Source organism: Alteromonas oceanisediminis, from assembly GCF_018474025.1.
GTDB classification, from domain to species: domain Bacteria; phylum Pseudomonadota; class Gammaproteobacteria; order Enterobacterales; family Alteromonadaceae; genus Alteromonas_E; species Alteromonas_E oceanisediminis.
Window position 1 is genome coordinate 132,112 of the sequence record NZ_JAHCTA010000004.1, and the last position, 15,537, is coordinate 147,648.

12 protein-coding genes are annotated in these 15,537 nt (G+C 48.1%); 9 read left to right on the forward strand and 3 right to left on the reverse strand.

Annotation, left to right across the window (positions count from 1 at the left end):
- The first annotated feature begins 37 nt into the window (after positions 1 to 37).
- From KIU71_RS08315 to KIU71_RS08335, 5 genes are all read left to right on the forward strand, one after another.
- The gene (locus KIU71_RS08315; RefSeq protein ID WP_214130770.1) at positions 38 to 877 is read left to right on the forward strand and encodes a CvfB family protein; all 840 of its coding nucleotides are present in this window, start codon (positions 38 to 40) and stop codon (positions 875 to 877) included.
- A 22-nt stretch (positions 878 to 899) separates the two neighbouring features.
- Positions 900 to 1,301, forward strand: a complete 402-nt coding sequence (locus tag KIU71_RS08320) for an OsmC family protein (protein ID WP_214130771.1) — start codon at positions 900 to 902, stop codon at positions 1,299 to 1,301.
- 162 nt (positions 1,302 to 1,463) lie between these two features.
- Positions 1,464 to 2,567 (forward strand): efflux RND transporter periplasmic adaptor subunit, encoded by a 1,104-nt coding sequence (locus KIU71_RS08325; RefSeq protein WP_214130773.1) that lies wholly within the window; start codon positions 1,464 to 1,466, stop codon positions 2,565 to 2,567.
- A 25-nt stretch (positions 2,568 to 2,592) separates the two neighbouring features.
- Entirely contained in the window at positions 2,593 to 5,883 is a 3,291-nt protein-coding gene (locus KIU71_RS08330) for an efflux RND transporter permease subunit (protein ID WP_214130774.1), read from the forward strand.
- Positions 5,876 to 8,965, forward strand: coding sequence for an efflux RND transporter permease subunit (locus tag KIU71_RS08335; RefSeq protein ID WP_214130775.1), 3,090 nt, complete (start codon positions 5,876 to 5,878; stop codon positions 8,963 to 8,965). The genes KIU71_RS08330 and KIU71_RS08335 overlap by 8 nt, the downstream gene beginning before the upstream one ends.
- 60 nt (positions 8,966 to 9,025) lie before the next feature.
- Here the strand turns inward: KIU71_RS08335 and KIU71_RS08340 are convergent, their stop codons facing one another.
- The gene (locus tag KIU71_RS08340; protein WP_214130776.1) at positions 9,026 to 9,820 is read right to left on the reverse strand and encodes a DUF2189 domain-containing protein; all 795 of its coding nucleotides are present in this window, start codon (positions 9,818 to 9,820) and stop codon (positions 9,026 to 9,028) included.
- A gap of 217 nt (positions 9,821 to 10,037) precedes the next feature.
- Positions 10,038 to 10,559 (reverse strand): hypothetical protein, encoded by a 522-nt coding sequence (locus KIU71_RS08345; RefSeq protein WP_214130778.1) that lies wholly within the window; start codon positions 10,557 to 10,559, stop codon positions 10,038 to 10,040.
- 187 nt (positions 10,560 to 10,746) lie between these two features.
- Here KIU71_RS08345 and KIU71_RS08350 point away from each other — a divergent pair, with 187 nt between their 5' ends.
- Genes KIU71_RS08350 through KIU71_RS08360 form a run of 3 tightly spaced genes read left to right on the forward strand, consistent with a single transcriptional unit; the run spans position 10,747 to position 13,075 of the window.
- Positions 10,747 to 11,964 carry a pyridoxal phosphate-dependent aminotransferase gene (locus KIU71_RS08350; RefSeq protein ID WP_214130779.1) on the forward strand — a complete coding sequence of 406 codons (1,218 nt, stop codon included), beginning with the start codon at positions 10,747 to 10,749 and terminating at the stop codon, positions 11,962 to 11,964.
- A 3-nt stretch (positions 11,965 to 11,967) separates the two neighbouring features.
- The gene (yfbR, locus tag KIU71_RS08355; RefSeq protein ID WP_315853268.1) at positions 11,968 to 12,573 is read left to right on the forward strand and encodes a 5'-deoxynucleotidase; all 606 of its coding nucleotides are present in this window, start codon (positions 11,968 to 11,970) and stop codon (positions 12,571 to 12,573) included.
- Positions 12,551 to 13,075 (forward strand): YchJ family protein, encoded by a 525-nt coding sequence (locus tag KIU71_RS08360; protein ID WP_315853269.1) that lies wholly within the window; start codon positions 12,551 to 12,553, stop codon positions 13,073 to 13,075. Before yfbR ends, KIU71_RS08360 begins: the two co-directional genes overlap by 23 nt.
- A 16-nt stretch (positions 13,076 to 13,091) precedes the next feature.
- Here the strand turns inward: KIU71_RS08360 and KIU71_RS08365 are convergent, their stop codons facing one another.
- Positions 13,092 to 13,955, reverse strand: coding sequence for a transporter substrate-binding domain-containing protein (locus tag KIU71_RS08365; protein ID WP_214130780.1), 864 nt, complete (start codon positions 13,953 to 13,955; stop codon positions 13,092 to 13,094).
- Positions 13,956 to 14,124: 169 nt separating this feature from the next.
- Between KIU71_RS08365 and KIU71_RS08370 the strand changes: the two genes are divergently transcribed.
- On the forward strand, positions 14,125 to 15,477 hold the full coding sequence (locus KIU71_RS08370) for an anti-phage deoxyguanosine triphosphatase (RefSeq protein ID WP_214130781.1): 1,353 nt from the start codon (positions 14,125 to 14,127) through the stop codon (positions 15,475 to 15,477).
- Positions 15,478 to 15,537: the final 60 nt, after the last annotated feature.

Sequence of the window (15,537 nt, forward strand, 5' to 3'; positions counted from 1 at the left end):
TATGATAGTACGATGTTTTGTAAAGAATCTGGAACTAATGATAACAGTTGGCACAATGAATCGTCTAACGGTGGTAGACGAACTACCGTTTGCATACGTTCTAACCGATGAAACGTCTTCTGACTCGGTAGCGCTCACCAGTATACACGCCCCTAAAGGCTGTAAAATCGGTATGCAACTCGACGTATTTGTATACTATGACCATGACGGTGCCCTCGTCGGAAAAACCTCGCCGGCTAAACTTCAGCGTGACAAATGCGCATTGTTAACGGCTGTCGGAGTGACTGATTTTGCGGCATTTTTTGATTGGGGCCTAGAACGTGACTTGATGGTACTCAAGCATGATCAGGAACGTCCGATAGCGGAAGGTTTAGACTACCTTGTTCATCTCTACCACGATGATGATACCCAGCGCTTGCTGGGCAGTACCCGTTTGCACTATTTCTATCCTGAAACACTGGAAGACAATTCGTTAAGCGCAAAGTCGCCGGTAAAAGCCATGGTGTACGCTAAAACCGACTTAGGTTACAAGGTTATGATCAACGACGCGCTATTGGGCTTAATGTTTTTCTCAGATGCTGTGAAACCTTTGCGTACCGGTGATACTTTTAACGGTTTCGTCAAGCAAGTGCGCAGCGATGGTAAAGTCGACGTTAGCATGACAATTGATGGTATTGAACAACGCAAAAGCCTGGAGCAACAGATACTGGACGATCTGCAAGCTCATGGAGGTCTGTCCACACTGACCGACAAAAGCCCTCCGGAAGAAATCTACGCTCATTTTAATGTCAGTAAGGGCGCCTATAAAAAAGCGATTGGCACCTTGTTTAAGCAAAAGAAAATCCTGCTTAGTAAAGACAGCATCAAACTGATTTGAATATTTACGGAGGCCAATGCGAATGAAAACAACGGTACACTGGCAAGGCGATATGCGTTTTGAAGGTATAACGGATACGGGCTATACGACGCAAATGGACGGTGATGGAAAGGCTATATCGCCTATGGAATCGGTGCTTGTCGCGGTAGGCGCGTGCTCATCTGTCGACGTGGTTGAGATTATGAAAAAGTCGCGTATTGACTTACGCAGTTGCCGCTGCGAATTGCAGGCACAGCGCTCTGAAACAGCGCCGCGCGTGTTTGAGAGTATACACGCACACTATGTGGTCAGAGGCGAAGGCATCAAAGAGCATCAAATCGCCCGAGCGGTGAAGCTGTCAGCTGAGAAGTACTGTTCGGTCATGTTGATGCTGCACGGTAGCGTGAATATCACCACCAGCTATGCTATTGAAGAAATAGCGTAATTCGCTATCAATTGGTTTTTTTAACCGGTTGGGAGTGAGTATATTTACCAATAGGCGTTTTTCTATTTATGTAAACTATTGATACAAATAGGTATTTATATTTCCATAGCGTTGGCACAAGTGATGCTCTGAGATGGGAAACAACACATTGGAGTATCACTCATGGAATTCTCAACACACCGAAATCGCGCAAATTGGCTAAAACGGGTCACGTCGATATTACTACTTGCTGTTTTGGCGGGTTGCGGTAACGCCGATGCTATCGACACCACAGCAACGAAAGAAGACGACAAAATCGTCGCTATTCCCGTTGAAGCTGCCACGGTTTCATCTGGCGACATCAGTTCGCATTATGTCACTACCGCCGTTCTTGAAGCGAAAGAGGAAGCCTTTGTGGTTGCGCGGGCCTCAGGGATAATCGATGCAATATACGTGGAAGAAGGTGATTACGTCGAAAAAGGTCAAGTACTGGCACAACTCGACCCTAAGCGATACGAGCTTAATGTCGAGAAAGCAAAAGCTGATTTACAGGGCCTCCAAAAAGAGTTGGATAAAATTCATAAGGTCTATTCGCAACGGCTTGTCAGCGACGACACGGTCGACAAACTCACTGCCCAACATGCATCAGCACAAGCCCTACTCGCGCTTGCCGAACTCGATTTAAAGGAAGCTACCATAGTCGCTCCTATCAGCGGCTTTATCGCCGAACGTAACGCCAAAGTGGGTAACCTGACAGAAAGCTTCCAACGCGAGCGTATGTTTCACATTGTACAGCAACGTGAGTTACTCGGGATTGTTCATTTACCTGAAAAAGAATTAGCCAACATTCAAAAGGACCAGCAGGCCACGCTATCGATTCAAGCCATTGGCGCGGCACCTGTGACCGCCTATGTTCAACGTGTTAGCCCGGTGGTAAATGCGCAAACGGGCACATTTAAAGTCACGCTTCGAGTTCCCAATGAACAAAATCGCCTGATGAGTGGCATGTTTGCTGAAGTCTCATTGCAATATGCAACACATCAAAACGCGACTTTACTGCCACGCCGTGCATTGTTATCCATTGATAATAAAGACAGTGTTTTTGTCGTCACTGATGGCGTTGCCAATAAAGTCGACATTGTGACTGGGTTCCAAGACGCACAGTTCGTTGAAGTGTTATCCGGGCTGTCTGGCACAGAAACCGTTGTCACTGCCGGTCATCACAACCTGAAAGATCAGTCTCCCGTCGAAGTGATCAGCGCCGCAGCGCCCAATACCTTGGGTTAAGTACCCCGCATAAGGATTAAACACAATGAAACTTGTTGATTTAGCGGTTAAACGGCCCGTTGCTATCTGTATGTTTACGTTTGCAATCTTGTTGTTTGGCATGGTGTCCTTGTCACGACTCAGTGTCAGCCTGTTGCCAGAACTCTCCTACCCAACCCTCACTATTCGAACCGACTATGACGGCGCAGCACCTGTTGAAGTCGAACAATTGGTTTCTAAACCGATTGAGGAAAGTATTGGTGTCGTTAAAGGTATTCGCAAAGTCACCAGTACCTCGCGACCCGAACAGTCAGACGTGGTGCTTGAGTTCAGCTGGGGTACGGACATGGATTTTGCCAGTTTAGAGGTTCGTGAGAAGTTGGATGTGCTGCAATTGCCACTCGATATCGCTAAGCCGCGGCTGCTGCGCTTTAATCCAAGTCTGGATCCGATTATTCGAATGGGATTAGGGTTTGCCGATAGCTCACAAGGCGTGAGCGTGGCGCAAATGAAAGGATTGCGTCAATACGCCGATGAACAAATTAAACGCCGTCTTGAGTCTGTTGAAGGTGTCGCGTCAGTGCGTGTGGGTGGCGGACTCGAAAATGAGATCCATGTACTGGTCGATCAAGCCAAAGCGAGCCAACTGAATATTGATCTCAACACCGTGGTCGGGCGCTTAAGACAGGAAAATGTCAACACCGCGGGGGGGCGGATCAACGATGGAGCTCAGGCGTTTTTAGTGCGCACACTCAATCAGTTTGAGTCCCTTGATGATATTCGTAACCTGTACATCGTCAATCGCGAGCAGCGCAATATTAGGCTTGGCGACATTGCACAAATCACTGCAGCGTACAAGGAACAGGATGCGGTAACCCGGTTCAATGGCTTTGAAGGCAGTGAAATTGCGATTTACAAAGAAGGCGATGCTAACAGTGTGGCAGTGGCTGAGCGGGTCGACGCCGCGTTAGCTAATCTGCGCGAACAGATCCCTGCTCAGTATGAGCTGACTGAGGTATATGACCAAAGTGAATTCATTTCGCGCGCCATCAGTGACGTGAAATCAGCCGGATTAATCGGTGGCTTACTGGCCATGCTAATCATCTACTTATTCCTGCGTTCGTTCTGGCCAACACTGATCATTTCAGTGTCTATTCCGGTCTCGATTATTGCCACGTTCAACCTAATGTATGGAAACGGGATCAGTCTCAACATCATGAGTTTGGGCGGAATAGCACTGGCGATTGGTTTACTGGTGGACAACAGCATTGTTGTGCTTGAGAACATTGACCGCCGCAAACGTGTTGGCGACAACCCCCGAGCAGCAGCACAAAACGGAACCAAGGAGGTCTCCAGCGCAATCATTGCCTCTACACTGACCACAATGGCTGTATTTTTCCCCCTCGTGTTTGTCGAAGGGATAGCCGGTCAATTGTTTCGCGATCAGGCCCTCACTGTGACGTTCGCGCTACTGGCTTCTTTGGTAGTCGCGCTCTCCTTAATCCCGATGCTGGCAAGTCGGCAGCGCACACATGCGTCGCCTGAATCGGTTGATCCCGCATTTGCGACTACGCCCTCTATACCCATCAGTCAACGCAAGGGATTGAGTAAAGTGACGGCGATCGTGTTATGGCCGTTCGCGCTGGTGTTCCGTATCCTTTTCGTTGGCCTACCCGCTGCATTATTTTTGTTCGCTATCGTGGTGTGGCGGATCATCGCAAAGATAGGTTATTTTGTTTTTCTGCCATTGTGTTGGTTGTTTAATCACGCTTTTAGCGGTCTATCCGCGCTGTACAACCGACTACTCAATGCCGCACTGAACGCGCGCATCGTTACGCTCTCATTGATTGTTGCCACCAGCGCTGCCTCGGTTTTACTGATACCACAGTTGGGAATGGAGTTGATCCCGAGAATGGCGCAAAACGAGTTCTATCTTGAGATCAACCACGCCACAGGCGCACCCATTGGAGAAACAGACCGAACTTTACAAAATATTGCCCAGTTCGCCCAACAACTGGAAGGGGTAGAGAGAACCTACTCAATAGCAGGCACCGGTAGTCTGGTGTCAGCATCCCCATCACAAGGCGGCGATCACTGGGGCAAGATAAACATCGTTGCAAAAAAAAATGCTTCAGCGCAGGACGTGGCATCTATTCAACAAGCGCTACGCGATTACAGTGCCGGTTTCATCGGCGTCGAAACCCGTCTCGGTTTTCCCGAGCTGTTTACCTTTGCATCGCCCATCGTGATCGAGATCAGCGGTTATGATCTTAAGGCACTGCAATATCATGGCGAACGCATCGCTGAGCAGGTAGAACAACACTCTAGATTTACTGACGTAAGTTCTACGTTACGCGCAGGTAACCCAGAGTTGTCAATCAACTTTAATCACGCACAGCTCAATCAATTGGGTTTGAGTGCGTCGAGTGTATCGCAGTTGATTGCCAGCAAAGTGGGCGGCGATGTTGCCACCCAATACAGTGTTGGCGATCGTAAAGTGGATGTGTTGGTAAGAACATCAGAGCGCCAGCGCGATTCGATTGCAGCAATCGGCAATATTATTGTTAACCCAAATTCATCAGAACCGGTCCCACTGCGCGCTGTGGCATCACTCACCATGGATGTGGGCCCCAGTGAAGTGACGCGTGTGGGTCAACAGCGCGTTGCCCTGATTGAAACCAATTTGGCACACGGTGACCTTTCAGAAGGCGTTGAGGCGATCCAGGCTATTTTGCGCGACTACCCTTTGCCTTTGACAATGAATACCAAAATAGCCGGGCAAAGCGAAGACATGCAGACCAGTTTCACGTCGTTACAATTCGCTTTGGCATTGGCGGTATTCTTAGTGTATCTCGTTATGGCATGTCAGTTTGAATCGTTATTTCAACCGCTGCTCATTCTGATTGCTGTGCCACTGGCCGGCGCAGGATCGGTATATGGTCTGTGGTTGACAGGAACTCACGTCAGTGTCGTGGTGTTTATTGGCATGATTATGTTGGCGGGTATTGTCGTCAATAATGCCATCGTATTGATTGACCGGATCAACCAGCTGCGCGAACAGGGCATGGCGAAAACACAAGCGATTAAACAAGCGGCGAGTCATCGGTTGCGTCCCATTATAATGACCACATTGACCACTGTTCTGGGTTTACTCCCAATGGCATTAGGCACGGGTGACGGCGCGGAAATGCGCATCCCCATGGCTATCACCGTTATTTTTGGGCTGCTGTTCTCTACCCTACTTACGCTGGTGTTATTGCCGGTTATGTACAGTTTATTCGAGCGCAAATCATTCAATGTCGAATCACCTTCGCATGAGGTGACCGTACATGGATAATACAAACCACTCAACCCACTCAACGAAAACGCAGCTCGGTGCTGCCGCGTTAGCGCGCTTTGCCATGCGCCGACCTGTCACCGTGTGCATGTGTTTTCTCAGCTTGCTGGTGTTTGGCATTATTGCGGGTCGCCTGCTACCGCTGGAAAAATTTCCTGGTATTGATATCCCGCAAATGGTGGTGCAAGTGCCGTACAGCGACGCGACGCCAGCAGAAATCGAACGCATGATCACACGCCCGGTGGAGGAGGCTGTCGCATCGATGTCGGGTATTAAGCGCCTCTACGCAAATTCATTTGAAGACCGCGCTGAACTTTTTGTCGAATTTGCGTGGGACGAAAATATCAAAGCCAAAAGCATTGAGGCGCGTGAAAAAATCGATGCAATACGCCATCTCCTACCCAATGACGTTGAGCGTATTTTGGTCTTCAAGTTCAATACCAATGACATGCCAATATTTCAGTTGCGGGTATCAAGCGAGCGAGACTTATCCAGTGCGTATGATTTATTGGAACGCAATCTGAAACGCCCGATGGAGCGCGTACCTGGCGTGTCGAAAGTGGAGCTATACGGTGTATTAAAAAAGCATATTGTCATCCGTATTGATCCTGAGCGCGTGACCGCCCTGAATGTCGATGTGAATCGACTGTCAACGACGCTAAGAGACGCTAACTTTGCTATCAATGCGGGCCACATCACCGATTTAAACCAACAGATCACGCTGATGCCGCAGGGCGAGTTTCGCCAGTTAGACGATATCAAGCAGTTATTGATACGCCCCGGCGTGACCTTGGGAAATATTGCAACTGTGACTTATGAAACACCACCGCGTAATGAGGGCCGGCATCTTGACCGTACATACGCGGTCGGGTTTAACGTGTTTCGGGAATCGGGCAGCAACCTTGTTGAAGTCTCTGATAGCGTTATGAAGGTGATTGATGAAGCCAAACAAAACCCCGCTTTCAATGGCATCAGCCTGTTTGTTATGGATGACGTCGCTAGCAGCGTGACTGAGTCCTTGTCTGACTTGATCGGTGCAGGTTTAATCGGCGCCGCATTATCGATTGCCATTCTGCTTGTGTTTTTGCGTCAACTTTCTACTACCTTGATTGTCGTGCTCTCAGTCCCCTTTTCAATATGCATTACGTTAGGCATGATGTATTTGTTCGGTTATACCCTGAACATTCTGTCGTTGATGGGTTTAATGTTGGCGGTAGGCATGTTGGTAGATAATGCTGTCGTGGTTACCGAAAGCATCTTTCAGGAGAAACGACCCGGCGTTGACGCACGCATCGCCACCGAACGCGGTGTCGCCAATGTCAGCCTGGCCGTTTTTGCTGGCACGGCTACCACCGCCATCGTATTTCTTCCTAATATCGTAGGGGTCAAGATTGACGTCACCGTCTTTCTGGAGCACGTGGCCATCGCCATTTGTATCTCACTGTTTGCTTCATTGATTATTTCCCAAACATTGATCCCCTTATTGGCCAGCAAGATCAAGCCACCACAGCGCAACCTCGCGGTTTCAAATGGTCTGTCGAGGTATCAGAAAATACTTCGATGGACACTGAATAATCCCGTCAAAACCAGTTTGTTTGCCGTGCTTGTCTTGTTCAGTACTGCGATTCCCATGCAGTATGTCACGCAAGATGGTGATGGAAATAATAATAACGAGCGTATTTGGTTGAACTACCACATGCAAACTAACTACACGTTAGAAGAGGTCGAAATGACCGTAAACAAGATGGAGGCATTTCTGTACGCCAATCAGGAAGCCTTTCACATTAAGCAGGTGTACAGTTACTTTAACCCCGGTCATGCTGTCAGCGGGATCACGTTAAAGGACAATTTGCCAATACCGGTCAAAGAATTGAAAGAAAGGATCCGCGCTGAAATGCCAACCTTTGTGCGCGCTAAGCCGTCTTTTCAGTGGGACACCAATGATGGCGGCGGTGTGAGGATGACGATGCTCGGTGAGTCGTCTGAGCGATTACTGGAACTGAGTGAGCAAATCGTTCCTATACTTGCCAGTCTGCCAGGTTTGACCGATGTTAAAGCGGATACGGGCGCGCTGCGCCAAGAGCTACAGATCCGCATTGATCGCGACAAAGCATTTCGTTTTGGGCTGAATGCACAAGACGTTGCCAACCTGATCAGTACCGCTTTGCGTGGTTCAGCGTTGCGTACCTTCAGACACGACCCCAATGGCGAAATTGCCATTCGGCTGATGTACGGCGAGGAATTGCAATCATCGGTTGCCAATCTTAAAGCGCTCACTTTACGTCGCGATGGCAGTCAGCAGATTACGCTTGATCAGGTAGCGACGATCCGTGTCGAGCGGCAATTGGCGCAAATTAACCGTAGCTATCGTCAAACGGCGCTATCCATTGGCGCCAATTTAAATGACAACGTGACGCTGGAAGAAGCGAAAGCCCAAATCGAAAAAGCGATGCAACTGGTGGAACTGCCAGTAGGCTACGAGTGGATGCTGGGCGGCAGTTTTGAACGCCAAGATGAAGCAAATGCCGTTATGCAAATGAATATGTTGCTCGCGGTTTGCATGATCTACGTGGTGATGGCTGCATTGTTTGAGTCGATACTCCTGCCGACGGCCGTTATCACCTCGTTGCTGTTTTCATTCACCGGTGTGTTTTGGGCGTTTTTTGTCACAGGCACCAGCATGTCAGTCATGGGTATGATCGGCATGTTGATTTTGATGGGTATTGTGGTGAATAACGGGATCGTATTGGTTGATAGGATCAATCAGCTTATTCATGAGGGAATGACCCTTTTTGATGCCGTGCTCCAAGGCTGTGGCTCGCGCATAAGGCCCATCTTGATGACGGTGGCAACCACGGTACTTGGCCTTATTCCTTTGGCCATTGGAACAACACGCATCGGTGGCGACGGACCGCCCTACTCGCCGATGGCAATCGCCATTATCGGCGGCTTATTGTTCTCCACGCTCACGAGCTTGATACTGATCCCGTTGACCTACATATCGTTGCTTAAAATGCGCCATAAAACCCAAACGCTCTGGCGGCGTTGTCAACACATGGTGTCCAAGCGTCTGCCTGCCTAATAAGATTGTGAGTAGCTAAGACAAAATCGGCCGCACTACAGCGGCCGATAAATCTAAAAGCTATTCGTATTTTCGCTCGCGTTTAACTTCAATCGTATCAATGTAGCCATGCCATGTGGCGTACCCAATTAACGGCATTAAAAAGATAAAGCCCACAAAACCGGTAACAAAACCAATCGCAACAGCGCTGAATATGATAGCGCCCCAGATGAGCATAGGAACCTTATTTAACCACACAGCATTCATGCTGGTGAGTACAGCTGTAGCGATATCGACCTTACGCTCCATCAATATTGGTTGGGTAAATGCACTGATAAAAAATACCAATAGCGTGAAACCCGCTCCGACAATCGTTCCCAAGGCTAGAAAGGGTAGTAAATTTTCAAGCGTATTGTCTAAGTATTCGGGATAAAGCGCGTGGATCAGAGACGCGACTCTCAACCAGAAAATCATTAATACCATCAACAAGATTCCAAAGCCCCATTCGTTGACTGCGTTTCGGCTAATGGCTTTAAGCGAGTGCAGCATCGTTGGCTTATGCCCCTTCTCTAGTTCCCAACTGATATCGTACAGCCCAGCCGCTAAGAAAGGACCAATGAGCATAAAACACACAATGGCAGGCATGATCACCAAGTGCCAACCGGTCAATTGGACTAAATAAGCAATCATCCATGGAATAATCGCAAACATAATTCCATAGGCGACACTCAATCCTGGCGTGCGAAGAAAATCTCTCAAAGCCAAGGAAAGCCACTTAATCGGGTCGCCAACGTCCAACTGTTTACAGGGTATGACACGTGCAATTTTGCTGTCCGTAATGGCATTGTGCGGTGTTTCTTTGAAATGCTGAGACATGCTTGATCCTTTTACTGAAGAACGATTAATTGAACCGATAGTGCTCACTGATTAGTCAATACGATGACATAGCAAACAATAGTTCACAGCTCGTTAACAATTATAAGGGTATTTTTTAAAATTTCTCAGGGTTTTTTTAGCGCTGGATCAATAAAGGTGCGTTGATAATTTACTCAGAATGGGATGGGTATTCACTGAAAAAGCATCCCCCCCCATGTTAGTCAGTAATGGGCTGCCAGTACAAGGTGGTGTTGAAATGATGTCGCAATGCCGCGTTCAGTGAACCAAATCGCGTAACAAGCTGGTCATAGCCGAGCACGCATTGCAGTGAAAAGCGATGGCAATTATTGCCGATAACATCGTAGTCAGCGAATTGATATACCTGAGCGATTGCTCGCGCAGCACAGCCCTCACTCACCAGTGGGGTGCGCGATTCATCACACGCAACATAAATACGGTTGCCACTACGATCTTTAAGAAATCGTTGCGGCGAAATGGCGCGCACCAAACCGTTTCCGCGCAGCTCAATGATGTTTCCATCGACCCAGATACCGGAGTGTTGAAAAACTTCATAGATCCCGCAACACACCACGCTGCCATTGGCTGGCTCAGAAACGAGGCGGCATTCACCCGGAAAGTGTTTAATATCACCTCGTGACTTCAATCCGTCCCGACTCAGTTTGGTTCCTGCAACGGCGGCAAGCACACCTGCGCCTAACCATATTAAGGGTAATGCCATATCGACTTCTACCGGATGTTCAATAAAACCAAAATAACACGCTCTAGTTAGATTGCTGATTTATCGCTTACAGGGCAAGTAATAAGATGTAACGTTAAATTTCAGCGCTGAACCAAGTTTCTCTTAACATCAACCAAGCGCCTGTATTACTCTACCAGCCCGGTGACATAACCTATTGGAAAAGAGCATGATACAGGTCGGCAAATCGAAAAAATTGGATAATGTGTGTTACGACATCCGAGGTCCGATTGCCGCACAAGCGCGTAAATTGGAAGACGAGGGGCACCGTATCCTTAAACTGAATATCGGTAACCCTGCCCCTTTTGGGTTTGATGCGCCGGACGATATTCTTAAAGACGTTATTCGCAACCTGCCCACAGCACAAGGCTATTCAGATTCAACCGGCATCTATGCCGCGCGTGTTGCTGTGATGCAGTATTATCAGTCCATGGGCATCAAGCACACATCAGTGGATGATGTGTTCATCGGTAACGGTGTCAGCGAGATGATCATGATGTCAATGCAAGCTTTGCTTGATACGGGCGATGAAGTACTTCTGCCCAGCCCAGATTACCCCTTATGGACAGCAGCGGTGAGTCTTTCATCAGGAACCCCTGTGCACTATCGTTGCGATGAGAGCCAGCAATGGTTTCCAGATGTTGAAGATATAAAAAACAAAATTACACCGAAAACAAAAGCCATCGTACTGATCAACCCCAATAATCCGACGGGCGCGGTATACAGTAAAGCGTTATTGCAACAGATTGTTGAGGTCGCCAGAGACAATAATCTGGTTATTTTCAGCGATGAGATTTATGACAAAATTGTTTATGACGACGCACAACACCACTGTATTGCTGCATTGGCCGAAGATATAGTATTCGTCACCTTTAGCGGACTGTCTAAAAATTATCGGGTGGCAGGTTTTCGTGCTGGATGGATGCTGGTCAGTGGCGAAAAGCGCGCGGCAAAGGAGTATATTGAAGGGCTGACCATCCTGTCTTCAATGCGCATGTGTGCTAATGTGCCATGTCAGCATGCGATACAAACGGCGTTGGGTGGTTACCAAAGTATCAACGAGCTTATTCATGATACCGGCCGACTCAAAGTACAACGTGATTTGGCGTACCGCCTGTTGAACGAGATCGACGGGATAAGTTGCGTAAAACCGTTCGGCGCGATGTACCTTTTTGCCAAAGTAGACGCGCAAAAATTTAATATTCATAACGATGAACAAATGATCATGGATTTACTCAACAAAGAGAAGATCCTGTTGGTTCACGGCAGCGCGTTTAACCTGACCGATGGCATTTACTTTCGGCTGGTGTTTTTACCTCATCAAGACGAACTCAGTGTGGCGTTACAACGTATCGCCGACTTCTTTAGCTATTACAAACAGGGTTGAACCGTGATCTCGCACCTTAAACAAAGTACGTTTCTCGCGTGGATATTGCGCATGCCGCTGATCAAGCGATGGGCGCTGATGCATTCTGTCAAAAACGAAAATGTCGCTGAGCACTCGCATCAAGTCGCTGTCATCAGTCATCTTTTGGCGGTGATCAAGAATCATTATTTCAAGGGAACGATTAGCCCCGAGCGTGCGGTCACCATCGCGTTGTACCACGAAATTTCAGAAACCAAGCTACAGGATATCAACCACGTTACCAAGTATCACAATCCCGAACTGACGAAGGAATTCAAAAAACTGGAAGAAATGGCAGAGCTGGAATGCTTGCAAACGCTTCCCGAAGCGCTGCAAGATACGTTTAAGCCATTGATAGTGCAATCCGCGGTTGACCCTGAATATAAAAAGCTGGTGAAGGCAGCAGATTTGATCGCAGCTTATCTAAAAGCGTGCGATGAAATCACATTTGGAAATCGTGAATTTAATCATGTTAAAACGCGTCTAGAGGCCATGCTGAGCACCTACGTAGATACGATGCCAGAGGTGGATTTCTTCTTAAAAACTTTCAAAGACAAATGCCTTGTTAGTGTCGACGAACTTTCTGAGTAACGCCACGGCTGATGCAGCCTGCCCATGTGGTTCGGGGCGCGCGCTGACAAACTGCTGTCTGCCTCTGCTGACAGGTGATTCATCTGACACGGAAGCAATACGCTGTGAGCAATTAATGCGCTCTCGTTACAGCGCGTATGCACTGGGTTTTTATGATTACGTGTTATCCACTTATGCCACCGAGACCCGCCCCAGCTTAACCGCACAGCAGCTGCGTAATGAGAACCGACAGACACAATGGCACAGACTGGTGGTTACTGCAGCATCGCACAATAGCGTTGATTTCAGCGCGTACTATTCTGAGCCCTCAGCGATGGGGTCTGCTTCGCGCACACTGTTTTTGCTGTCAGAGCACTCGCGCTTTATTCAAGAGGACGGGCGCTGGCGCTATTACGATGGCGACATCAAAGCCGAAAGTGGTCCGATTAAACTGGGCCGGAATGAGCCGTGCTTCTGTGCCAGCGGGAAAAAATTCAAACGTTGTTGCGGCGCCCGCTTTTGAGCTTCACGTTTTGCACCTAATGATTAGCTTCCTCGAAAGACAGTAAACCGTATTCATTAATTGCTGCACGCGCTTTTGCAGAAAGCTCCGGATTCTCCAAGATCATCATTCTGCGTTGAAAAAACCGTTGTTCCTCAATCACGTCACCAAAATAGCGGTCAAAGATGGGATCAATCTTATCTTGTGCAAGCGCCAACAATAATCCCTTCTCCAGTCTTTCCGCCAACTCCGGATAAGCCGGTGATACAAACAGCATGTTCGCTAACGGGTATACCAACGCAACATGTTCATCCACAATAAGGTTCAACGCGCGATATTTTTGTGCCTCCGCCTCAACCTCGTTAAGACTGCGCGTTAGGCAGTCAAACCGCTTTCGTGCCAGCATTTCAAGTAAGCTCTTGTACCGGGGTGACGTAGATACCGATACATTATTGGCCAGTAGTATATTGGTGTCTGGCCAATGTGAGCCACTGCCAATCACTAAGCGCTGCTCTCGCAAGTCACGAACATTGCGCACTGACTTAAACAAATTGGGTTCCGCGCCGCGGATAACACAAACCCTCAAGCCAAGCAGCCCTTTATCCAGCGGAAAGTAGATCGGCAATAAGGCGTCTTCGCGAGATTTTTGGTTACCGAGCACGGCAACATTGACCAGCTCGCCACTGTGCATTTCTTTGACGGCCCGGCCCTGCTCCATGGATACTGACAGCGTGATTGAAACAGGCCCGTATTCAGCTTCGGTCAGTTGTGTAAACAGGTGTATATAATCATGCATGCCGGGGATATCGGCATCCCTATCCCACAGTCTTATTTCAGTATCAGCGATGACACAACGCACGAAAAGAAGCATAAAAATGGCTACCATGAGAGCTAAACGCAACAGACATCTCCTGTAAGAATCGGTGAAAAAACGCACTCCAGAGTTCATTTTTGCATAAATAACAGACAAAGTAACAGAACTTACACTCGCTATCTTGTTGCAAAGGTTACAGTGTGATCAAACTACGTTATTCTATTTTCATTCCAAGTTACCGGAGCTTGATAACGCCATGACGTTAACACATCAATGGATTGAACGACGCTTGCCGCGAGTGGAAAATCGAGATGGTGATCACCGATCGCCCTTTCAGCGCGATAAAGCCAGAATACTTCACTCAGCAGCATTTCGGCGGTTACAGGCTAAAACTCAGGTTTTGGGTGTTGGGATCGGCGATTTCTATCGTACGCGCTTAACGCATTCTCTGGAGGCCGCACAAATAGGCGTGGGCATTTGTGCTCAGTTGAACGCAAAATATGCAGCAGCGTGCGCGGCCGTTGAACTTGACGCGAATCTCATTGAAGCACTCTGTTTAGCTCATGACATAGGCCATCCTCCCTTTGGTCATGGTGGTGAAATTGCACTCAATGTGATGATGCACGACGCGGGGGGATTTGAAGGAAACGGTCAAACGTTTCGGATTGTGAGTAAATTAGAACCCTATACCGAGCATCATGGCATGAATCTGTCACGACGTACCGTTTTAGGCCTGGTAAAGTATCCCAACTTCATTGAAGAGTTACGCGTAACGAACAAAAGCACTGACACAAATCTTCACAGCCTCCGTCAAATAAGAGCTGGAGACTGGCACCCTGCGAAAGGTCTATTTACCTGCGATAAAGATATTTTTGACTGGCTTTTGGCACCTTTTAGCGCGCATGACCGGCAGAAATTCATACGCCACAGTGGTGATGACGCGACAATAACGCCAACGCAACACCATCGCACACTTCACAAGTCGGTTGATTGTTCAATCATGGAGCTTGCCGACGACATTGCCTATGGGGTGCATGATTTAGAAGATTCGATTGTGATGGGTATGGTCAATGAAACTGAATTCAGGCGCTGGGTATCTCAACCCATTCAAACCATGCAAGTGCCTTGGTTATCTGACCATATCGAACCGCTCACTGTAAAACTTTTCAGCGACCAGCATTACGAACGCAAGAATGCGATTGGCGCTTTGGTGAATACGTTTATCACGGCCATCACGTTATCACAGCAACATCAATTTGAGCACCCGCTGCTTGACCATCAAGCGCAGATGCCACAGGCACACCAGCAAGCCCTCTCGATATTTAAGCGTTTTGTATTTAATAAAGTGATTCAAAAGCCTGAAATCCAGCTCTTAGAGTACAAGGGGCAACAAGTCGTTATGGAATTGTTCCAAGCGTTTAGCTCAGATCCTGAGCGACTGTTACCAGACAATACCCGAGTGCGATGGGGAGATGCACAGGAGAACAACTTGGGCGCCCGCGTGATTGCGGATTATATCTCAGGTATGACAGATGAATTTGCGTCGCGGCTATACTCGAATATGTTCATTCCCAAGCGTGGTGGTACACACGACACACTTTCGCTTTAAGTCAGCGCGTTGTGCTTGCGTGCAATGCGACATGAAAGAATAGCGAGCTAAATCAGGTCT